The sequence below is a fragment of the Neorhizobium descurainiae genome (assembly GCF_051400715.1).
Taxonomy (GTDB): domain Bacteria; phylum Pseudomonadota; class Alphaproteobacteria; order Rhizobiales; family Rhizobiaceae; genus Neorhizobium.
This window is the reverse complement of the sequence record NZ_JBLFFK010000039.1, coordinates 1-21,128: the sequence shown is the minus strand read 5'-3', so window position 1 is coordinate 21,128 and position 21,128 is coordinate 1. Positions and strand designations below refer to the sequence as shown.

General features: G+C 63.6%; 19 protein-coding genes and 1 pseudogene. 4 read left to right on the top strand and 16 right to left on the bottom strand.

What is annotated here, in order from left to right:
* Positions 1-56 precede the first annotated feature (56 nt).
* The 4 genes from ilvD to ACMGE0_RS32310 all read right to left on the bottom strand — a co-directional run bounded on the left by ilvD (position 57) and on the right by ACMGE0_RS32310 (position 6,071).
* Entirely contained in the window at positions 57-1,739 is a 1,683-nt protein-coding gene (gene ilvD / locus ACMGE0_RS32325) for a dihydroxy-acid dehydratase (RefSeq protein ID WP_436819962.1), read from the bottom strand.
* A gap of 103 nt (positions 1,740-1,842) precedes the next feature.
* The gene (locus ACMGE0_RS32320) at positions 1,843-3,450 is read right to left on the bottom strand and encodes an acyl-CoA dehydrogenase family protein (RefSeq protein ID WP_436819961.1); all 1,608 of its coding nucleotides are present in this window, start codon (positions 3,448-3,450) and stop codon (positions 1,843-1,845) included.
* 6 nt (positions 3,451-3,456) lie between these two features.
* Positions 3,457-4,218, bottom strand: a complete 762-nt coding sequence (locus ACMGE0_RS32315; protein ID WP_436819960.1) for an SDR family NAD(P)-dependent oxidoreductase — start codon at positions 4,216-4,218, stop codon at positions 3,457-3,459.
* Complete coding sequence (locus ACMGE0_RS32310) at positions 4,215-6,071, bottom strand: feruloyl-CoA synthase (RefSeq protein WP_436819959.1); 1,857 nt, start codon at positions 6,069-6,071, stop codon at positions 4,215-4,217. The genes ACMGE0_RS32315 and ACMGE0_RS32310 overlap by 4 nt, the downstream gene beginning before the upstream one ends.
* A gap of 186 nt (positions 6,072-6,257) precedes the next feature.
* Here ACMGE0_RS32310 and ACMGE0_RS32305 point away from each other — a divergent pair, with 186 nt between their 5' ends.
* Genes ACMGE0_RS32305 through ACMGE0_RS32295 form a run of 3 tightly spaced genes read left to right on the top strand, consistent with a single transcriptional unit; the run spans position 6,258 to position 8,421 of the window.
* A complete protein-coding gene (locus ACMGE0_RS32305) occupies positions 6,258-7,052 on the top strand; it encodes a crotonase/enoyl-CoA hydratase family protein (RefSeq protein WP_085421800.1) in 795 nt (264 codons plus the stop codon).
* Between the two features lie 13 nt (positions 7,053-7,065).
* Positions 7,066-7,521, top strand: coding sequence for a MarR family winged helix-turn-helix transcriptional regulator (locus tag ACMGE0_RS32300; protein WP_436819958.1), 456 nt, complete (start codon positions 7,066-7,068; stop codon positions 7,519-7,521).
* Positions 7,522-7,545: 24 nt separating this feature from the next.
* A complete protein-coding gene (locus ACMGE0_RS32295; RefSeq protein WP_085421798.1) occupies positions 7,546-8,421 on the top strand; it encodes an amidohydrolase family protein in 876 nt (291 codons plus the stop codon).
* On the opposite strand, the gene ACMGE0_RS32290 is transcribed toward ACMGE0_RS32295, so the two are convergent.
* The 11 genes from ACMGE0_RS32290 to ACMGE0_RS32240 form a co-directional block, all read right to left on the bottom strand.
* On the bottom strand, positions 8,418-9,431 hold the full coding sequence (locus ACMGE0_RS32290) for a LacI family DNA-binding transcriptional regulator (RefSeq protein ID WP_436819971.1): 1,014 nt from the start codon (positions 9,429-9,431) through the stop codon (positions 8,418-8,420). The two genes, ACMGE0_RS32295 and ACMGE0_RS32290, sit on opposite strands and share 4 nt — an antisense overlap.
* A 5-nt stretch (positions 9,432-9,436) precedes the next feature.
* Positions 9,437-10,276, bottom strand: a complete 840-nt coding sequence (locus tag ACMGE0_RS32285; protein WP_436819957.1) for an ABC transporter permease — start codon at positions 10,274-10,276, stop codon at positions 9,437-9,439.
* Positions 10,273-11,094 (bottom strand): ABC transporter permease, encoded by an 822-nt coding sequence (locus ACMGE0_RS32280; protein ID WP_436819956.1) that lies wholly within the window; start codon positions 11,092-11,094, stop codon positions 10,273-10,275. Before ACMGE0_RS32280 ends, ACMGE0_RS32285 begins: the two co-directional genes overlap by 4 nt.
* A 174-nt stretch (positions 11,095-11,268) precedes the next feature.
* Entirely contained in the window at positions 11,269-12,402 is a 1,134-nt protein-coding gene (locus ACMGE0_RS32275) for an ABC transporter substrate-binding protein (protein WP_436819955.1), read from the bottom strand.
* A gap of 40 nt (positions 12,403-12,442) precedes the next feature.
* The gene (locus ACMGE0_RS32270) at positions 12,443-13,576 is read right to left on the bottom strand and encodes an ABC transporter ATP-binding protein (RefSeq protein ID WP_436819954.1); all 1,134 of its coding nucleotides are present in this window, start codon (positions 13,574-13,576) and stop codon (positions 12,443-12,445) included.
* Positions 13,577-13,696: 120 nt separating this feature from the next.
* On the bottom strand, positions 13,697-14,380 hold the full coding sequence (locus tag ACMGE0_RS32265) for an HAD family hydrolase (protein ID WP_436819953.1): 684 nt from the start codon (positions 14,378-14,380) through the stop codon (positions 13,697-13,699).
* 23 nt (positions 14,381-14,403) lie between these two features.
* Positions 14,404-15,927 carry an alkaline phosphatase D family protein gene (locus ACMGE0_RS32260; protein WP_436819952.1) on the bottom strand — a complete coding sequence of 508 codons (1,524 nt, stop codon included), beginning with the start codon at positions 15,925-15,927 and terminating at the stop codon, positions 14,404-14,406.
* Positions 15,914-16,666, bottom strand: a complete 753-nt coding sequence (locus ACMGE0_RS32255; RefSeq protein ID WP_436819951.1) for a glycerophosphodiester phosphodiesterase family protein — start codon at positions 16,664-16,666, stop codon at positions 15,914-15,916. The genes ACMGE0_RS32260 and ACMGE0_RS32255 overlap by 14 nt, the downstream gene beginning before the upstream one ends.
* Positions 16,667-16,692: 26 nt before the next feature.
* Complete coding sequence (locus tag ACMGE0_RS32250) at positions 16,693-17,613, bottom strand: ABC transporter permease subunit (RefSeq protein WP_436819950.1); 921 nt, start codon at positions 17,611-17,613, stop codon at positions 16,693-16,695.
* A gap of 2 nt (positions 17,614-17,615) precedes the next feature.
* Positions 17,616-18,605, bottom strand: a complete 990-nt coding sequence (locus ACMGE0_RS32245; protein ID WP_436819949.1) for an ABC transporter permease subunit — start codon at positions 18,603-18,605, stop codon at positions 17,616-17,618.
* A complete protein-coding gene (locus ACMGE0_RS32240) occupies positions 18,592-19,917 on the bottom strand; it encodes an extracellular solute-binding protein (RefSeq protein WP_436819948.1) in 1,326 nt (441 codons plus the stop codon). The genes ACMGE0_RS32245 and ACMGE0_RS32240 overlap by 14 nt, the downstream gene beginning before the upstream one ends.
* Positions 19,918-20,066: 149 nt before the next feature.
* Here ACMGE0_RS32240 and ACMGE0_RS32235 point away from each other — a divergent pair, with 149 nt between their 5' ends.
* Positions 20,067-21,005: a sugar-binding transcriptional regulator gene (locus ACMGE0_RS32235; protein WP_436819947.1), complete on the top strand. Its 939-nt coding sequence runs from the start codon at positions 20,067-20,069 to the stop codon at positions 21,003-21,005.
* Between the two features lie 3 nt (positions 21,006-21,008).
* On the opposite strand, the pseudogene ACMGE0_RS32230 reads toward ACMGE0_RS32235, so the two are convergent.
* Positions 21,009-21,128: pseudogene (locus ACMGE0_RS32230) on the bottom strand (methylmalonyl-CoA mutase family protein); the annotation flags it as partial.

Genomic DNA, 21,128 nt, shown 5'->3' with positions numbered 1-21,128 from the left:
ATCAGGCGCATATTTTCGGCGTTTCCGCAACTCCCGCAGCGTTGCGTCACCCACACCTATTTCGCGATCAGCGTTGCTCCCTTCTCCAGCGGCGTGACGGTGCTGCCGTATAGACTGAGCCAGCCCTTCTCCGCCGAGAGCGGCTTCTGAACGAAAGCTTCGCGCCTTTCGGCAAGCTCCGTCTCCGGCACGTGCAGCTCTATCGAGCGGTTGTCGATATCGACGGTGATGCGGTCGCCGTCCTTCACAAGACCGAGCGGCCCGCCGGTGAAGGCTTCCGGCTTCACCTCGCCGACCACCAGCCCGACGTTGACGAGACCGCTCAATTGTCCATCCGTCACCACGGCGACGTCCGGGCCGAGGCCCGAACCATCCAGAGCGAAGACGAGGCGCGAGGCGCCGCCCATGCCGGGACCGCCCTTGACGCCCATCCCCCGCAGCACCAGCACCTCGCCGGGCTTCACCAGGCCTTCCTTGAGCGCCGCTTCCGCCGAAGGCGAATTGTCGAAAACGCGAGCCGGGCCGTCGAAGCTCATCGGCCGGCCAGGGCCGCGCAGTCCCACTTTGGCAATGGCTCCATCCGGCGCCAGCGAGCCGCGCAGGAGGACGATGCCGGGCTTCGTCGCAAACGGCCGGTCGAGCGGGCGGATGACGTCCGGATCGGCGATCTCGACATCCTTCAGCTCCTCGGCCCAGGTCCGTCCCGTAACCGTCAAGGCCGACCCATCGATGATCGGCTCCAGCCGCTTCATGATGCCGCGCGCACCGCCGGCATCCTCGAATTCCTCGATCGAGTTCGCTCCGATCGGACGGACGGCGGCGAGGATCGGAACCTCACCGCTCAGCTCCTCGAACATCCCGTAGACATCGACATCGAGGTCCGCCTCGACGGCGATCGCCTGCAAATGCTTGATCGTGTTGATCGATCCGGAGACGGCAAGCACGGTGGCGGCGGCGTTGCGGAAGGCTCCCGGCGTCAGGATCTGCCGCGGACGGAGATCTTCCCAGACCATATCGACGATGCGCTTCCCCGCCCGGTCAACATAATCCATCATCTTGTCGCTCATGGCGCGCACCGGCGCACCGCCCGGCAGCGCCATGCCGAGCGCCTCGCAGACCGAATGCATGGAATTGGCCGTGCCCATGCCGGAACAGACGCCGGGGCTCTTGATGGCATTCTCGCTCATCTCCTTCAGCTCTTCGAAGCCGAGCTTGCCGGCGGCATGGTGGCCGGCATGCAGGAAGACTTCCTCGATATCCATGTGATGGTTGCGGTATTGGCCGCTCGCCTGGTAGCCGCAGAGCACGACCAGCGTCGGCAGGTCGATGCGGGCAGCCGCCATGAGCTGGCCGGGCGTGGTCTTGTCGCAGGAGGCAAGACAGATCATTCCGTCGAGCTGCGCGCCCTCGACCGCCACTTCGATGTCGTTGGTGATGAGATCGCGGCTCGGCAGGATATAGGTGGCGGCCCGACCGGCACTGATGATGAAATCGCTTGGCGCGATGGTGCGGATTTCGAAGGGAATGCCGCCCGCCGCGCGCACCGCCTCCTTGACGCGGGCGGAGACCTGGTCGAGATGGCTGAAGCAGATCGAAAGCTCCGAAGAGGTATTGACGATCGCGATCTTCGGCTTTTCCATGTCCTCGTCGGTAAGGCCGAGCGCCCGCCATTGCGCCCGGCGCACCGCCCAACGCGACGTGCCCGGCTCGAAATTGCTGCGCAGCTGTCTCCTCATCATGACCGCCTCCTCTCCGACCTCGATTTCTCGATAAAATTACCAACTCCGAAGGTGAGCGGGAATGTGCGGAACAATCCGCTCTCTTTTCTCGAATCGCGAACGGTCAGGCGCAGCGTGCACTATGATAAGCGAACCGCGCTGCGAGCTCGTCCACGGCCTTCGTCTCGGAAATGCGCAGCGCCATCCAGGCCGAAACGGCGGTCCAGGCGGCGCGCATATAGCTATCGGCGCGGTAGAGCGCGGCATCCGGATCGTCCTGCATCGCCGTCATTCTTTCGCTGAGGACCTCGAAGCCATCGAGAATATCGAGCACCGCCTCCGATGCTTCGGGATGCTCGGCCGTATAGGCGTCGATCTCGTCGCGTACCTTCTCGAGGAAGACGGTCAGCCCCCTTCCCTCGTCGCGCCAGAGCCGGCGGGTCAGGAAATCCAGCGCCTGCATGCCCGTGGTGCCTTCGTAGATCGTCATGATGCGCGCATCGCGCAGATATTGTTCGAGCGGCCAGTCCTTCGTATAGCCGACGCCGCCCAGCACCTGGATCGCCGCGTTGGCCGCCTTGAACCCCGTCTCGGCGCCGAAATTCTTGACTAGCGGCAGCATCCAGCCGGTGAAGTCCTCCAGTTCAGGCTCCTCCTCGATCCTCTCAAGATCCATGGAGGTCGCGAGCTCCAAGATCGCGGCGCGCAGGATTTCGGTGGAGCTGCGGATTTCGAAGAGCTGCCGCTGCACGTCCGGATGGTTCTCTATCGGCACCGGCGGCTGGTCCGGCCGGCCGCCCTGACGGCGCTCCTTCGCGTATTCCTCGGCGATGTCGGCCGCGGCGGAGGCGATGCCGAGCCCCTGGCAGCCGGTCAGCAGGCGCATCAGCTCGATCATGGCGAAGAGCTGAGACAGGCCGCGCCCTTCCTTGCCGAGCATCACGCCCTTCGCATCGTCGAAGCGCATGGCGCAGGTGGGCGAGCCGTGCAGACCCATCTTTTCCTCGATGCGATCGACCGAAACGCCGTTCGGCCTGCCGTCGATCAGGTTCGGCACAAGGAAAAGGCTGACGCCACGCGTGCCGACTTGGTCGTTGGTACGGGCGAGCAGGCAATGGCCGATGCGTGTCCCCATGTCGTGATCGCCGAAGGAAATCCATATCTTCTGGCCGGTGACGAACCATTCGCCGTCGCGCTGCTCCGCCTTCGTCCGCAGGCGCCCGACGTCGGAACCGGCCTCCGGTTCGGAAATGCAGATCGTCGCCGCCCATTCGCCGGCGGCCAGTTTCGGCACCCATTCGGCAGCGAGCGCCTCATTGGCAGCTTCGGCAAGTAGATGTGCGGCGGCGCGGGTGGAGCCCGCCGCCATCATCAGCGCCACGCAGCCGCGCTCGAACAGCGGCGCACAGGCCGCATGCAGCGTCAGCGGCACGCCCTGCCCGCCGAATTCCTCCGGCACGTCCATGCCAAGCCAGCCGGCCTCGGCATGTCGGCGGAAAGCATCCGCAAAACCGTCCGGCGTCTTCACACGCCCGTCTACGACCTGTGCGCCGATTCGATCGCCGACAGCATTCAGCGGCGCCAGCACGCCCTCGGCAAAGTTCGCTGCCTCCTCTACGATCGCCGCAACCGTCTCGTCGTCGCAATCCTGCCGCAGATCACGCAGCCGATGCCAGCCCGGCGTCAGAGCCAGGATTTCCAATGTCCGGTTCGCCTGATCCGCAAAAGACATAAGCGGTCACCGCGGCTGCATGCGCAGCGCCCCGTCGAGCCGGATCACCTCGCCGTTGACATACCGGTTCTCGATCAGGAAGCGCACCGCATCGGCGAATTCCGCCGGATCGCCGAGCCGCGCCGGATAGGGAATGGCAACCGCTAGACTGTCCTGCGCCTCCTGTGGCAGGCCATTGAGCAATGGCGTCAGGAAAAGCCCCGGCGCGATCGTGTTGACCCGGATGCCGAAACGGGAGAATTCGCGCGCCGCCGGCAGACCGAGCGAGACGATACCGCCCTTGGAGGCGGCATAGGCAGCCTGGCCGATCTGGCCTTCGAAGGCGGCGACAGAGGCGGTGTTGACGATCACGCCGCGCGCCTTGTCTTCCCGCTCGGGAGCCTGCGCCATGCGCTCGGCGGCCAGCCGCATCATGTTGAACGTGCCGATCAGGTTGATGCGGATCACCTTTTTGAAATCGGAAAGCGGCATGGGGCCTTCGCGGCTCAGAATGCGGCCTGCCGTGCCGATGCCGGCGCAGTTGACCAGGATGCGCAGCCCGTCGCCGGCCTTTGCCGCGATATCCAGCGCCTTCGCCGCGTCGTCCTCGCTGGTCACGTCGCCCGAAAGCGACACGCCGCCGATTTCGCCGGCCACCTTCTCCGCCGCTTCGCCATTGCGGTCGAAGACGTGAACGGCGGCGCCGAGTTTCGCGAGCAGGCGGGCCGTCGCCTCGCCGAGTCCCGATCCGCCGCCGGTGACAAATGCACTGCTTCCCGCGATCCTCATGCCGCCAACTCCTTGCCGACGCGGATGACGCCCGGCGCATCCGCATAAAGCGCCTCGACCAGATCGCCGCGCTGCGCGAGCACTGCACGCTGGTTGATCGAGCCCTTGTCCGTCACTTCGCCCTTTTCGAAACGCAGCGGTTCCGTCATCAGCATCATGCGCATGACGCGGGTTGCGGAGCCGCTCGCCTGTTTCTGGTGCTCCTTCAGCCGCTCGGCAATCGCGGCCTTCACCTTCGGATGGGCAATTACTTCCTTGTCCGAAAGACCTTCGCCGCCGCCAAGCAGTTCCCGCAGCGCCGGCATGAAGGGCACGGCAAGCGCGCCGAGCTCGGCTCGGTTCTCGCCGGTGATGACCGCATCGCGGATCAGGCCGCCGAACTGATTGACGAGCTGGGCGCGCAGCACGCCCACCGCCACCCAGGTGCCGGTCTGCAGCTTGAAATTTTCCGCCGTGCGGCCATCGAAATAGAATCCCTTTCGCGGATCGCCCGGGACAGCGAATTTCACGGCATCGCCGATGCGGTAGAAGCCTTCCTCGTCGAAAGCTTCCTTCGTCAGCTTCTCGTTGCGCCAGTAGCCGGGCGTGACGTTCGGGCCCTTGAGACGCAGTTCGTATTTCTCGTCGATCGGCACCAGTTTCATCGTGACGCCCTGGCCGGGCACACCGATATTGCCCGGTTTCTCCTGCGGATCGGTGCAGAAGAGCGCGAACGGCGCGGTCTCTGTGGAGCCGATGCCGGTTCCGAGCGGCACCCGTTCGCCGATGGTCATCTCCGAAAGCTCAAGCAGCGCATCCCAGGTATGTTGCGCCATGCCGGCCCCGGCATACATCAGCAGTTTCAGGTCCTTGAAGAAGTTCTTCCGCAGCGCCTCGTCGTCGCGCATGGCCTGGATCAGCATCTCGAAACCGGCCGGCACGTTGAAATACCAGGTCGGCGCGATTTCCCTGAGATTGGCGATCGTCTGGCCAATCAGCGCCGGTGACGGTTTGCCGCGGTCGATATAGTAGGTGCCGCCGTTGTAGATCGCGATATTGAAGCATTTGTTGCCGCTTGCGGTGTGGTTCCAAGGCGCCCAATCGACCAGAATCGGCGGCTCGTCGCGGAAATAGGAATAGCAGTCGGCCACCATTTCCTGGTTGGAGCAGAGCATGCGCTGTGTCTGGATGACCGCCTTGGGCGAACCCGTCGTACCCGAGGTGAAGAGGAATTTCGCGACCGTATCCGGTCCGACCGCATCGAACGCCTTGTCGACCGCTTCGGTCGGCCCGGTCTTCAGAATGTCCTCGAAAAGATAAGTGTTCGGCCTGCCTTCCGGCAGGTTGCGGATCGCGGCGAACGGAATTTCAGCGCCGAAGGCGGTATCGACGGCCTTGCGGAAGGTGGCAGCATCGTCGGCGAAGATCAGACCCGGGGTGATTTGCCTGGCGATATCGTGCAGCTTCGAAAAATCGGAGGAGATGGTTGCGTAAGCCGGAGCGATCGCGGCGGAGGGAATGCCGACATGCTGGGCGCCGAGCGCCATCAGCGCATGTTCGATCGAGTTTTCGGAGAGGATGACGAGCGGGTTTTCCGCGGAGAGCTTGAGATCGAGCAGGAACTGGCCGATGCGGCGCACTTGGTCGAGCGCTTCGGCGTAGGTCACCTTGCGCCATTCGCCTGTTCCCTCGCGGTCCGCCATCCAGGTGCGGTCCGGCACGACCTTCGCCCAATGGACCAGCCGCTCGTTGATCTTATCGGGATAGGGGCCGAGCGGATCTTCCCGCCAGACCAGGAACTCGCCGTTCGGCCGCTCTTCCCAGCCGACCACCGGCGACCACAGCTTCACATCACGTACAGGCTTTCCGGCCATGACTCTCCTCCCAGATGTCAGCGATCCTTAAACTCCCAAAATTTGTTTACAAAGAAACAATCTCCCTGTAAACGATCAAAAACTCGAAGCGGGCGATGGGAGCGTCCGCCGGAGCACTGGAGCGGGCTTGGCCGAAAGCCGCTCGCACTTTTCGGCGCCCCGCTCTCTCGGAGGAGAATACAGAAAATGGCCGATCAGACGGCAACCAGCTTCGTTACCTATGAGCTCAGGGGCAATGTCGCCCATATCGGTCTCAACCGCCCCGAAAAGCGCAATGCTATCAGCGACCGGTTCGTCGAAATGATCGCCGAGGCGGTGGCGCGTGCGGAAAGCGAAGCGAAAGCCGTCGTGCTCTTCGGTCATGGCGACCATTTCTGCGCCGGCCTCGATCTCGCGGAGCATGTGAAGAAGACGCCGATCCAGGGCGTTCATGGCTCGCGCCGCTGGCATGCCGTCTTCGCCGGCATCGAGCATGGCACGATCCCGTGGGTTTCCGCCCTGCATGGCGCGGTCGTCGGCGGCGGCCTGGAGCTTGCGGCTTCCACGCATATCCGCGTTGCCGACAAATCAGCCTTCTTCGCCCTGCCGGAAGGCCAGCGCGGCATCTTCGTCGGCGGCGGCGGTTCCGTGCGCGCAGCACGATTGATGGGCGTCGCCCGCATGACTGACATGATGCTGACCGGCCGCGTCGCTTCCGCCGAGGAAGCCGAGCGCTGGAATCTTGCGCAATACGTGGTCGAGAAGGGTGAGGCGCGCAGGAAGGCGCATGAGCTTGCCGAAGCCGCCGCCAGCAATGCGGAAATCTCCAATTACGCCGTCATCAACGCCCTGCCTCGCATCCAGGACATGGCCAAGGAAGATGGGCTTTTCGTCGAATCCTTCATCGCCTCCTTCACCGCCACCAGTCCGGAGGCGGAAGAGCGGCTGCGCGCCTTCCTGGAAAAGCGCGCCGCACGGCTAAAGGCGCCGGGTTCCGCCTGAAAGGATTTTCCGGATGGATATGCCGACCCGAACGACTGACGAGGTGAAGCTCGACCGGCTCAATACGGCGCTCGGCTTTCTGGTGCGGCTCGCCCAGATCAAGGTCTACGAGCATTTCTTCGAGGAATGCGGCGAGCGGGGCCTGAAACCCGGCGAATTCTCGGTCCTTTGGGTCATCCTCCACAATCCCGGCATCCGGCAGAGCGTGCTCGGCCAGCGGCTGATGATCAAGCGGGCGCATATGACTAAGCTGATCCGCTCTCTGGAAGACCAGGGGCTCGTCTCACGCCGCATTCCCGACGACGACCGCCGCGCCGTCGAGATCACGTTGACGCCCGCGGCCATGACGATGGTGGCGCAGGCAGGCGACTGGTTTTTCGCCTACGAGGACTCCGTCGGCTCGAACCTCACCGCCGCCGAGCGCAAGCAATTGACGATCCTGCTGCAGAAATTCACTGGCCTGGACTGAGATCAGGACCGGGAGGAGCACGCCATGAATATCGACGAACTGGTCGCCATCGACATCCACACCCATGCGGAAGAGCCGTGCTGCGGCCCGCGCGACGACGGCTATGACGAATTCCAGGCCGGCATGGCGAAATATTTCAAGAATCCGGCCGGCCACAAGGGCATGCTGCCGACCGTCAACGAGACCGCCGTCTATTACCGCGAGCGCAAGATCGGCTGCGTGATCTTTCCGGTCGATGCGGAGCGCGAGACGGGCTTCCGCCGCTATAACAACGAAGAAGTGGCGATGATTGCCGCCGAAAACAGCGACGTCATGATCCCCTTCGCCTCCATCGACCCGGCCAAGGGCAAGATGGGCGCCCGCGAGGCGCGGCGGCTGGTGCGCGAATTCGGCGTCAAGGGCTTCAAGTTCCACCCGACCATGCAGGCCTTCTATCCCAACGACCGGATGGCCTATCCGCTCTATGAGGCGATTGCCGAAGAAGGCGCGATCACGCTGTTCCATACGGGCCAGACGGGCGTCGGCGCCGGCATGCGCGGCGGCATGAACATGCGGCTCAAATATTCCAACCCGATCTATCTGGACGACGTGGCGGCGGATTTCCCCGACATGCCGATCATTCTCGCGCATCCCTCCTTTCCCTGGCAGGAGGAGGCGCTCTCGGTCGCGACCCACAAGCCGAACGTCTATATCGACATGTCCGGCTGGTCGCCGAAATACTTTCCGCCGATCCTGGTGCAATACGCCAATTCGCTCTTGAAGCACAAAATGCTGTTCGGCTCGGACTGGCCGGCGATCACGCCCGACCGCTGGCTGGCGGATTTCGCGGCCATTCCCATCAAGGACGAGGTCCGGCCGCTGATCCTCAAGGAAAACGCCCGCAAGCTTTTGAAAATCTAAACCGGAACGAAGCTCTTCCGGACCACGAGTTCGGGAATGACACGCTCGTAACCCGGCGCCGCATTCGGGCTTGCCAGCCGCCGCTCCAGAAGCTCGACCGCGCGAGCCGCCATGGTCGCCGGGTCCTGGCGGAAGGTCGTGAGGCCATAGCTCAGCCAGGCCGCCTCCGGCACGTCGTCGAAGCCGATCACCGCCACATCTTCCGGAATGCGCAGGCCGAGTTCGGTGCGGACGAAATCCATCAGGCCGAAGGCGATCTGGTCGTTGGCGCAGAAGACCGCATCCGGCTTCCGAGGTCCGGCAAACAGCTCGCGCGCGGCGGCGATGCCGCCATCATAGTCGGAATCCGGAGCCTTGGCGGCCGTCACCTCGGTGCCGAGCGCATGAGCCGCCGAGAGGAAGGCGCTTTCGCGTTCCGCGATGCTCGGCGTCCCGGACAGAGAGCCGACCACCGCGAGCCGCCGCCGGCCCGCCGCGAAGAAGGCACTGGCGGCATTGCGCGAGGCTTCGGAATTGCCGGCGCGCACATGGTCGGCGTCGGGCTCGGAGCGGCCGATCACCACCAGCGGCTGGCCGTTGCGCTGGGCAAGTTCGAAGAAACTCGCCGGCGGCGAGCCTGACAGGATGATGGTCGCTTGGGCGCGATGCCCGATCAGCATTCCCTGGGCGGCGAGAAGCTCCTCTTCCGTCTGCCCGGTATTGATGAGGATAGGGATGCTGCCGCGGCGGATCAGCGCCTTGGCGAGCGCCGCCGTCAGATGAGCGCGAAAGCCGAGCTCCGGCTTGGTGGCGACAACACCGACCAGCCTACTCTGGTTGGCGAGTACGCCGCGCGCCAGATCGTTGACGTGGTATCCGAGCTCTTCGGCGGCCCTCAGCACCTTCTCGCGCGTCGCCGGCGCGACGCTCGCCCCCGGGGTGAAGGTGCGGGAGACGGCCGAGCGGGAGACGCCGGCAAGCCGGGCGACCTGTTCGGCGCTGACGAAGCGCATCCTCTTTTCGTCCTTCATGCTCATCAGTGCCCCACGCGCGAAAGGACGTCAGCCTTCAGGAAGCGCTCGACGATCAACATGAAAAGGATGGACGGCACAAGCAGCAGAAGCGCGGTGATCGATGCGATCTGGTAATTGCCGCCGGCACCGGCCGTATAGAGCAAGAGCGGCAGCATGTTCACGTCCGGCGCGCCGACGAAATAGCTGCCGGTGAATTCGTCGAGCGATTCCAGAAAGACGAAGATGGCGCTCGCCATCAGGCCGGGTGCCGCGAGCGGCAAGGTCACATCCAGGAAGGTCCGCATCGCTCCGGCGCCGATATTGCGCGCCGCCTGTTCCAACTCCACGTCGATCGCTGAGAAGGCGGCCGTGGCGATCCAGACCGCATAGACGAGGCCGTGCGAGACATGCACCAGCACGACGCCGGGGATCGTGCCGTTCAGCCCGATCTCGTAAAAGATTCGCGCGACATTGACATAGACCGTGAGGTTCGGGAAGGCCTGCGGAATGAGGAAGGCGAGCAGGATCAAGCCTCTCAGCGGCAGTTTCAGCCGCGCCAGCGCATAACCTGCCGGGATCGCCAGGATCAGCGAGACGATCACCGTCAGCAGCGCGACCACCAGCGAATTGGTGAGCGATTCCACCGCCCCACCGCGCGGCGCGAAGACCCGACCCCAGGAGCTGAAGCCGTATTCCAGCGGCAGGCTGTAGGGAAAATACCACTTCTCCGCCACGGTCCAGAGCAGCATGTTGAGGAGCGGTCCGAAGATGAAGAAGGCCATCAGCCCGAAGACGATGCCGCGCGGCACCCACCAGAGAGCGACGAGCGAATTGCGGGAGGCGGCCATAACGGAGGCGGTCATGCACGCTCCTTCAGGCTGGCACGGAGATAAATCCACGCGACGGAAGAGGCGAGTACCAGCGAGATGAGGCCGAGCGCGTTGGCGACCCCATAGTCTCCATAGGAATTGACCCTGAAGGCGATGTCGGCGGTGATCATGGTCGGCGTCTGGGCATTGATCATCAGCGGAACGGACAGCACCGACATCATGGTGACGAAAGAGAGGATGAGGCCCACCGTCAGCGTCGTCGCCACCTGCGGCACGAGGATTTCGATCAGCACGCGCAGACGCGAGGCGCTGAGATTGCGGGCAGCCTCAATCGTCTCGCGGTTGACCGAAGCCATGGCCCCGGCGACCAGCAGCGCGACGAAAGGCGTCTGCTTCCAGACGAAGGCGATCACGATGCCGCGCCAGTCGAGAAAGCTCTGCGCATCGAGCGGCGTCAGCAGGCCAAGGTTGATGAAAGTGTTGTTCATCATGCCGTTCTTGGCAAGGAAGGTACGAAGGATCTGCCCGACGACGATGAAGGGGATGAACATCGGCCAGCGGTAGAGCCAGCGCAGGATGGCGACCGCGACCGGATGCTCGCCGAGCGTCAGGTAACCGCCGATGGCGATCGAGGCGATGCCGATCAGCACGGTCGAAAGCGAGATGATCACGACGGTGAAGACGATGTCCTTGCCGTAAAGATCAAAGGCTTTCGTGAAATTGCCCCAGCCGAATGCTCCCTCCACCTGAAAAGCACCGACCGCCGACATGATCAGCGGCAGAATGAACAGCAAGGCGATCACCGCAAGCGCGGGGAATATGAGGGCAAGGGCGAGAAGTCGCCTGGACATGGGTTTCTTTCTCTGCGGGATTAGCCCCTCATCCGCCTGCCGGCACCTTCTCCCCGCTTGCGGGGAGAAGGGCACTCGCGGCGAGCTATCCGTCTCTCTCAAACGTCGAGTTGGGCACGTCCCCTCTCCCAGCAAGCGGGGAGAGGGTTAGGGTGAGGGGCAGATGTTATCGCCTTACTTCACGGACTTTTCGTAGGCTTCCAGGATCGCGTTGTTATAGGGCGCAATCGGGAAGGGCTTGCCCTTGGTGGCGAGATCTTCCGGCGTGATGTCGACGAAGAGCTTGTTCCAGGTGGCGTCGTCGAGCTCGGCCTTTACCTTGTCGGCGTCGATGCCCGGATACCAGTTGAAGCGCTTGACGATGCCTTCGGCCTGAACCTTCGGGCTGGTGGCAAGCGTGATGAACTTCTCGGCCAGGTCCTTGTTCGCCGCCTTTTCCGGAACGACGTAATGCATCGGCTGGCCCGGCATGCCCGGAGCGGGCAGGATGAGCTTCATGGTCGGCGGAAGCTGGCCGCTGGCCTGCCAAGAATAGAACATGTCCACCCAGACCGGACCCATGGCGATTTCGCCGCGGGAGAGAAGGTCGAGCGTGCCGGCATTGCCGGGCGTCAGCGTCGCGTTGGTGGTGAAGTCGGCGAGGCTCTTGAAGGCCGCATCCCACTTCTTGGTCTCGTCTTCCTTGAACGGGCCGTTCATCAGCATATTGGCATCGCCGCCGCCGAAGGCATAGATCCAGCCCATGACGAAGCTGACGCCGGAAGCGCCGCCCTTGATGCCGTTATAGCCGAACTGCTTCGGATGGGCCTTGGCCCATTCGGCGAGCTCGGCATAGGACTTCGGCGGGTTCGGAACGAGCGCCGGGTTGTAGGCGATCGCGGTCTGGCTGTTGAACATCGGCATGACATAGCCGTCGACATTGGTGCCGAGCGCCATCTTGGCATTGGCGCGGGTCACGAGCGAGCCGGTTTCGATATCGCCGCGATACTTGTCGAGATAGTTCTTGGTCACCATCGGGCCGACGAATTTTTCGTGGACGACGGCAACGTCGACGTCCCACTTCTCGGCCTTGGCGGCAGCCTGGGCGTCGAAGCGCTCGAGGATCTTCTGCGAACCGGCATCGCCCGGACCGGTGCCGACGGCGCGGACGGTGTTGCCCGGATAGGTCTTTTCGAAGAGCGGACCGAGATATTGATTGATGTAATCGACCATGTTCTGGTCGCCGGCGGTCGCCACCGTCAGTTCTCCGGCATGGACCGGAAGGGCTGCGAGAGCGACGGCGAAGGCTGCATAGGACATTCTCTTCATTGGTGCTTCTCCGTGAGTTGAAAGATCAGGTCATTCAAAGTCAGGCGTAAACTTTCCCGGATGGCGCCCGGGAAACCGTGGAGGCCGGCGCTGCCGCCGGCGAATTGAAGAGGAAGAGGGACTCGGCCGGCACATGGACGGCGACACCGGTACCGGGTTCGAAGGCGCGTTCCGCATCGGCCATGACCTCGGCCTGCCCGAGCCGGACCACGTGGCGCCAGTGGCCGCCGGGATAGCTGACGGCGGCGACCTCTCCCTTGAAGGTGATGCCCGGGCCGATCACCGCGATCTCGCCCTCGGCAAAGAGGCGTGCTGCTTCGGGGCGGAAACGGGCCTCAACCGGACCGGCAGTCAGCGGACGGCTGGCAAGAGGCACGCTGCCCGCCGCGTTGGCCGGACCCTCGGCGATCGCGAACTCGCCGCCCTCAGGCGTTCCATTCAGGGACAGCACGTTCTCGGCGCCCATGAAAGCGGCGACGAAGGCCGATGCCGGGCGGTTGTAGACGTCTTCCGGCGTACCGGCTTGTGCGATCTTTCCGGCATTCAGGATGACGATACGGTCGGCCATGACCATGGCCTCCTCACGATCGTGGGTGACATGGATCGCGGTAATGCCGAGCCGCTTCTGCAGCGCACGCAGTTCGTGGCGCACCGTCAGGCGGATGCGCGCATCGAGGTTCGACAGCGGCTCGTCGAGCAGCAGGATCTCGGGATCGATCGCAAGCGCCCGACCGAGCGCGACGCGCTGGCGCTGGCCGCCCGACAGCGCCGCAGGTTTTCGCGCTTCCAGTCCGCCGAGGCCGAGAAGCGACTGCATGGCGGCCACGCGGCCGGCGATCTCGGCGCGCGGCACACCTTTCAGCTTCAGCCCGTACCCGATGTTCTGCGCTACCGTCATATGGGGCCAGAGCGCGTAGGACTGGAAGACGAGTGCCATGCCGCGCTTGTCCGGCGGCAGGTGGGTGACGTCGCGATGGCGCACCTTCACCTCGCCGGCAGACGGACTGATGAAGCCGGCTAACAATCTCAGAAGCGTGGTCTTGCCACAGCCGGAGGAGCCGAGCAGAGCGACGAATTCGCCCTTGGCGATCGACAGATCGATATCGGTCAGAACCTGTGTGGAACCGTAACGGCTTGCAACACCGCGCAATTCCAGAAACCCGTTCCGCTCCATCGAAACCCCCTTTGCACAGCCGTGCAATCTTGCTGGGCGTTTCTTAAGGCGCGAGTTTTACAGGCGCATGACACAATCTCGGTTTTGTTTTGAGTATGCAGGTCGTGATGACGATGCCGATCAGGCGCGGAGGGCCTGCCGCGCCTCAAGGCTGGCGACCGCCTTTTCCAACTCTTCCGCACCCGTTGCCACGAGGACCGCACCGGCTTCCGCCAGGATGCGGGCACGATCGGGCCGCGGGTCGGCAGGATCGACGAAACCGATCGCCGCCATGCCCGCGGCCTTCGCCCCGGTGATGCCGTGACTGCTGTCGTCGATCACCACGCAGTTCTTCGGATCGACGGCGAAGGTTTCGGCGCAGAAATGGAAGAGGTCGGGCGCCGGCTTCGGCCGCGCCACCCTGTCGGAGCTGAAGACGGCGGGGGCGAAAGCGTGCCAGAGATCAAGCAGGCCGAGGCTTTTCGCAAGCCGGTCCGTCGAACTGTTGGAGGCGACGCATTTCTTGTGCGGCAGCGAGCGGACAAGCCTTTCCATGCCAGGCATCGGTTCCAGCGAGCGGGCGAATTCCGGATAGATGTCGAGATGCCAGGCCTTAAAGATCGCATCGAGATTTTCGAGACCGAGTTCTTCCGTGCAGATGCGGCGGATGACGCCCGGCGAATTGCCCGTGAAGCGAATGAGGACCTCCTCGGCGGTGATGGCGGCACCCGCATCCTGCAGGGCCTTGGCGAGCGTGCGGCTGGCGATCGGCTCGCTGTTGATCAGTACGCCGTCACAATCGAAAATCAGGAGGTCTATCTGCATGGGAATCCAATTTCAGTGTTGCGTCAGAGCCGGTTGACGCCCGCCGCACCGTCGGCGACGGCAAAGCTCTGGAAGACGTTGGCTGGAGAATTCTGCTGCTTGCGGTCGGCGATGCCGATGAAATCCACCTCGGCCGAGCGGTCGCTCAGACGCATGACGGCATAGCCGTGCTTGTCGGAGGCGAATCTGAGATGCGGGTTTTCGGCAAGCGCCGTCGCAAGGCTTGCCTCCGACGGCGCATCGGAGGTGATCGAACCGCCGACGAATTCGGTTGCGATGGGCGCTGCCTTTTCGTCCGCGAAGTCGCGCTTCACATCGGCCGCATAGAAGGCGTGCAAGTCGCCGCCGATGATAACCGGATTGCGGACAGCGGAAGACTGCACGGCGTCCAGCAGCCGGGCGCGGCCGGCCCGATAGCCGTCCCATCCGTCGAGATTGTAGCCCGTCTCAGGACCCGCCCGGGTGTCGCGCTCGGAAAGCAGCGTCTGCTGGGCGATGATGTTCCATTTCGCCTGCGAGCCGCCGAGCGTCCTGCCGAGCCATTCCTCCTGCGCCGGGCCGAGCATGGTCCGCTCGGGCCGGTCCGCGGCGGCGGAGCCCTGGAGCTGCGGCGAGCGATATTGCCGCGTATCGAGCAGCGTCAGCCCAAGCAGATTGCCGAAGCGATAGTGATCGTAGATGCGCAGGGCGTCGAAACCCGCAGCCAAACTCGGAGAGACCGGCATGTGTTCGAACCAGGCCTGGTAGGCGGCGCGGCGGCGGGTCAGAAAGGCCGTCTGGTCCGGTGCGTCGGGGGCGTGGTCGTTGGAATAATTGTTGATGACCTCATGGTCGTCCCAGACGGCAAGCCAGGGAAAAGCCGCATGGGCCGCCTGCAATTGCGGATCGGATTTGTAGAGAGCGTAGCGATCGCGATACTCGTAGAGCATGGAGGGCACGCCCGTTCCGTGCTTTCGCACCAGTTCGGAACCGTAGCTGCGCTCGTAGATGTAGTCTCCGAGATGCACGACGAGGTCGAGAGCTTTTCCCGCCATGTCGCCATAGGCGCTGTAGTACCCCTGCTCGTATTGCTGGCAGGAGGCGAAGGCGAAACGGAAGGCATCGGCGCTTTCAGGCGCGGTGCGGGTGCGGCCGACGGGACTTGCCGCATTGCCGGAGCGGAAGCGGTAGAAATACCAGCGGCCGGGCTGCAGCCCCTTCACCTCCACATGCACCGAGTGGGCAAATTCCGGCAAGGCACGGAAAAGGCCGGCCTGGACGGGCTTTGAGAACGCCTCGTCCTCGGCGACCATCCATTCCACGTCGATCGGATCCGTGACCGGCTGCGGAGCCGGGGCGAAGGGATCGGCGGATACGGCCGCCGACGCATCCTCCAGGATCAGCCGGGTCCAGATCACGACGCTATCCACCCTCGGCGAACCGGAGGCGACACCGAGGGCGAAAGGATCGGCCTTGAAGCTTGCCGCACGGGCAGAGCCCAACGGCCGCCAGATGGCAGCCGCGGCAAGCCCGCCCGCGAGAAAGCTTCGCCGGTCAATGCGCGGCATCGAACAGACCTTCGCGTGCCTTGACGGCCAGATCAGGCCGGTCGGTGGTGATCTGGCGCAGCGGCTGCTTCAGCCAGAAGGACAGGTCTTCCAGCTCGTTCGGCACCCAGACGCCGAGCTTTTCCGCCGGGATCAGCGCCGTCAGCAGCTCCCATTCCTCGCGGAGCAGCGCCTTCTCGATGGCCAGCACGTCGGACACCTGCAGCATCGCCTCGACCGATTGCCTCAGGCCGCGGGCCTCGACGGATTTGTGATTGAGCGAGGAGAGCCGGCGGATATGCGGCGCCACCTGGCCGATCACCTTCAGGACCTCGCTGTTGAAGCTCGTCAGGAAGGATTTGCCGGCAAGGCCGAAGCGGTCGATTTCCGCAGCTGCCCGAGCTTCGAGGCCTTCGTAAGGCTTGCCCTCGGCATCCGCCTTCAGCTCCACATGCAGTTCGAGGCCGGTGGGCGCATAGATTTCCAGCACTTCTTCCAGTGTCGGGATGCGCTCGTTCGTGCCCTTCAGGATCACCGAACGGTATTCGCCGGCGGCGAGATCGGCGACGCGGCCGGAGCGCTCGGTCGTGCGGTCGAGGGTGGCGTCATGGATGACGAGGAGCTCGCCGGCGGCGCTCAGATGCACGTCGAATTCCACGGATTCGACCTTGAGCCCGAGCAGATTGCGGAAGCCGGTCAGGCTGTTCTCGGCCCAGAGATTGCGTGCTCCGCGATGGCCGACGATGATGGGATTGGTCATTTTAAAATACCTCTTGTTTGCCCAAGTTACTTGCTGGAATCCACCAGACCCTTGGTGAACCAGCGTTGCATCAGGAGAATGACGAGTGCGGGCGGCGCCATGACGAAGAAGGAAGCCGCCATGGCGATGTTCCAGGCCGGCTGGGCGTCGGCCACGGGGATCAAGTCTTTCAGCCCGATCATCGCGGTGTACATCTCCTTCTCCGTGGTGAAGAGCAGCGGCCAGAGATACTGATTCCAGCCGTAAAGGAAGAGGATGATCGACAGCGCCGCGATGTTGGCGCTCGACAGCGGCAGGAGCACGTCGCGGAAGAATTTCAGCGGACCGGCACCGTCGAGCTTCGCCGCCTCGCAGAGCTCGTCCGGAACGGTCAGGAAGAACTGGCGGAACAGGAAGGTCGCCGAAGCGGACGCGATCAGCGGCAGGATGAGCCCGCTATAGCTGTTGACCATGTTCCATTGCAGCGCCGCATCGAGCTCGTAGCCGGTCGTGCTGGCGAGCAAGCCCGTCAGGCCGATCGCCCCGAAGAAGGAACGGAGCGGCCCGCCGGCATCCGCCACCGCCTCATAGGTCGGGATGATGCGCACCTCAACCGGCAGCATCAGCGAGATGAAGATCAGCCAGAAGACCGTCATGCGGAAGGGAAAGCGGAAATAGGTGACCGCAAAGCCGGCTATGATCGAGACGGCCAGCTTGCCGACGACGATGCCGACCGTGACGATGAAGGAGTTGATATAGAGCCGCCCGAAATCGCCCTCGTTCCAGGCGCCGACGACGTTCTCGGCGAAATGGTCGCCCGGCAGAAGCGGGAACGGCACCTGCTGCACCTCGCCGACCGTCAGCGAACCGGCGACGAAGGCGAAATAGAGCGGCATGCAGACGGCAGCGGCGCCGATCAGGAGCACCACGTGGCAGAAGACCGAGAGCCAGACGTGACGTTCGACCATGATCACACCTGATAATTGACTTTGCGCTCGACGGCGCGGAACTGCAGGATGGTGAAGAGCACGGCGATCGCCATCAGCACCACGGATTGGGCGGCCGAGGAGCCGAGATCGAGCTGGCGGAAACCGTCCTGGTAGACCTTGTAGACCAGCGTATTGGTGCTGCCCGCAGGACCTCCCTGAGTGATGGTGTCGATGATGCCGAAGGTCTCGAAGAGGCCGTAGACGAAATTCATGACGATCAGGAAGAATACGGTCGGCGCGGCCATCGGCAGCGTCACCGTCAGGAAGCGCCGTACCGGCCTCGCGCCGTCGATCGCGGCGGCCTCGATGACCGACGCGGGCACGGCCAGAAAGGCTGCGACGAGGAAGATGTAATCGTAGCAGACATGCTTCCAGATCGCCGCCACGGAGACGAGCAGAAGCGCATCGAACGGGCGGCGGTTCGGGTCCCAGGCATAGCCCAGGTCGTGCAGCATATGAGCAAGCGGCCCGACGGTCGGGTTGAAGAGGAAGGCCCAGAGTACGCCCGATATCGCCGGCGCGATGGCGTAAGGCAGAAGGATGACGCCCTTGTAGATCGCCCGGCCGCGCATGACCTGATCCGTCGCAAAAGCAAGGAGCCCGGCAACGAAGAGGGTCACGAAGCACTGCACGACCGTGAACCAGAGCGTCAAAATCGCGCTGTCGCGGTATTCGGGGCTCGAAAACAGGGTGGTGAAATTCTCAAGACCGACGAAGATCATCGTGCCGCCGAACGGGTCCACCTGCACGAAGGCGAGCGACAGCGCCTTCCAGGTGGGAATGAAGAAGAAAAATAGCAGGATCAGGAGCTGCGGCGCGACGAGGCCCGCCGCCAGCCAGGGCCGCCGGAAATGCGAGGCCTTGAGCCCCGCTTCCGACGGCCTGACCAGCGAGCCCAGGCTCCGCCGCAACGGGAAACGGGGGCGCATTGCAGCGCCCACGTTCATATCGATGGCATCACTTGCCGGCATGGAGCTTCTCGTACTGGCGCAGGATTTCGTTGCCGCGCTTGACGGAATTGTCGAGCGCTTCCTGCGGTGTCTTCCTGCCGGTCCAGACGGCCTGGATTTCCTCGATCAGGATTGCGGTCGACTGGTTGTGATTGCCGAAGCGGAAGCCGCGCGAATTTTCGGTCGGCTCGCCGCGCGAAAGCTGCTCGAGCGGGATCTCGCGGGTCGGATGATCCTTGAAATAACCCTCCGCCTTCATCTTCTCATAGGCGGCATTGGTCACCGGCACGTAACCGGTCGCCTTGCTCCACCATTCCTGGACATCCGGCTGGGCCACGTAGTTGAAGAAGGCGGCGACGCCTGCCTGAACCTCTTCCGGCTTGCCCTTGATCGCCCAGAGCGAGGCGCCGCCGATCGTGCCGTTCTTCGGCTGAACGCCTTCCTCGTGCGGGATGACGGCCGCGCTCCACTTGAACTTGGCATCCGCCTCGACCGCCGAGTGGCTGGCGGTGGAGTTGATGATCGTGGCGCAGGTGCCGGACGTGTAGAGGCTGATCGGCGCGACGCCCTGACCGGCGATCTTCAGAACGCCGTCATCGACCCATTTCTTCAGACGCACGACCTGACCGACCACGCCGGTCTTGTTGTAGACGAACTCCGTATCGAGGCCGGCATAGCCGTTGGCCCTGGTGCCGAAGGGATAGTTGTTGATCGCGGAATAGTTCTCGATCAGGCTCCACTGGAAGTCGCCCGGCAGCGCCATCGGGCAATCGGTGATCTTCTTTTCCTTCAGCGCATAGAGCTGCTTTTCGAGACCCTGCCACGTGTCGGACGGCGCATCGAAGCCGGCCGCCTTGAAGGCATCGGCATTGTACCAGAGGATCGGGGCCGAGGAGTTGAAGGGCAGAGCGGCGGGCTTGCCGTTTACGATGTAGAAGCCCGCGACCGGCTTGATGAAATCGTTCCAGTCAACATTATAGCCCTGCTTGGCCATGAGCTGGTCAACCGGGGTGACGGCGCCGGAATTCAGCATGGTCATGAAGCCGCGCTCGGCCGATTGAAGGATAGCCGGCTGCTGATTGACGCGGTAGGCGGCGACCATGGCCGCCATTGTCTCCTCGTAGTTGCCCTTGTAGGTGCCGACCAGTTCGTATTTGTCCTGCGACTTGTTGAAGTCCGAGATGAGCTGCTGGACGGTCTCGCCAAGCTTGCCGGAAATCGCATACCACCATTCGATCTTGACGCGTTCCGCGGCCGAGGCGCCCGGGGCGCCCATCAGCAGCACGCCGGCGGCAAGCAGGCCGGCCACCGATTTCACATATGTCGAAGCCATGTTTCGGATCCTTCCATCGGGTCTTTCCTCATGACCCGCCCTGTTTCGGTTCTGGCCATCTCCCTCAGTCTGGGTTAGCCATGACAGGTGTGGGTTATGTTACATATGTTACATCAATGTGACATTTGGATAAAGAGGTGGCTGGGAATATGGAACATCGTGAATTGATGGTACGGGCTGCCTGGCTCTACCACGTGGAAGGGCTTACGCAGCAGCAGATCGCCGAGCGGATGAACGTCACCCGGCGGCGGGTGAACGAGATCCTTTCGGAAGCACTGGAAACGGGCGTGGTGCGGATCAGCTTCGATTCGGTGCTGGCGGAGAGCGTCGAACTGGAAGCGAAGCTCAGGCAGCGCTTCGGCCTCAGGGATGCCGTCGTGGTGCCGAGCCCGAGCGATCCGGGGCTCATCCATTCGGTGCTCGGACGTGGTGCGGCGGGGTTTCTCGGGCGGCTGATCCAGACGCAGAAGCCGGCCTCGATCGGCGTCGGCTGGGGCTCGACGCTGCGCGAGACGATCCATCACATGCCCTCGCTCAACGAACCGCAGATCAAGGTGCGCTCGATGATGGGCGGCTTGACCCACGGTTCGGAGATCAACACGTTCGAGATCGTGCGCGGCTTCGCCCAGGTGCTCAACGCCCAATGCCGCTATTTCGCAGCTCCGATCTATGCGGAAAGCGCGGAATCGCGCGACGCGATCATCTCGCAGGCCGTTTTCCAGCAGACGTTCAAGCAGATCTGCGAGGTGGACGTCGCTTACTTGAGCGTCGGCGACGTGTCGCAGCAGTCGCTGCAGGTCCGCTACGGCCTGCCGGAGGGCATGAGCGAAAAAGTCCTGCAGAAGGCCGGCGCGGTCGGCGACCTGATGGGCCGCTATCTCGACGCCTCCGGCAAGGAGATCGACCATCCGCTGAACCGCCAGGTGCTCTCGCCCGAGATGGAGGATTTCCGGCGGATCGACTGCCGCATCGTCGCCTCGGGCGGTGCGCACAAGCACAGGATCCTGCATGCCGTGGCGCAAAGCGGCCTCGTCAACGTGCTGATCACCGATGCCGACAGCGCGCGAGCCATGCTGGCGGCAAGGTGACCGTCAAGTATTTCTTCTTTTTCCTTCGATGAGGTCGAGCACCTTGTTGGCGGCATCGAGCACATTGGTGCCGGGGCCGAAGACGGCGGCGACGCCGTGGCTCATCAGGTAGTCGTAATCCTG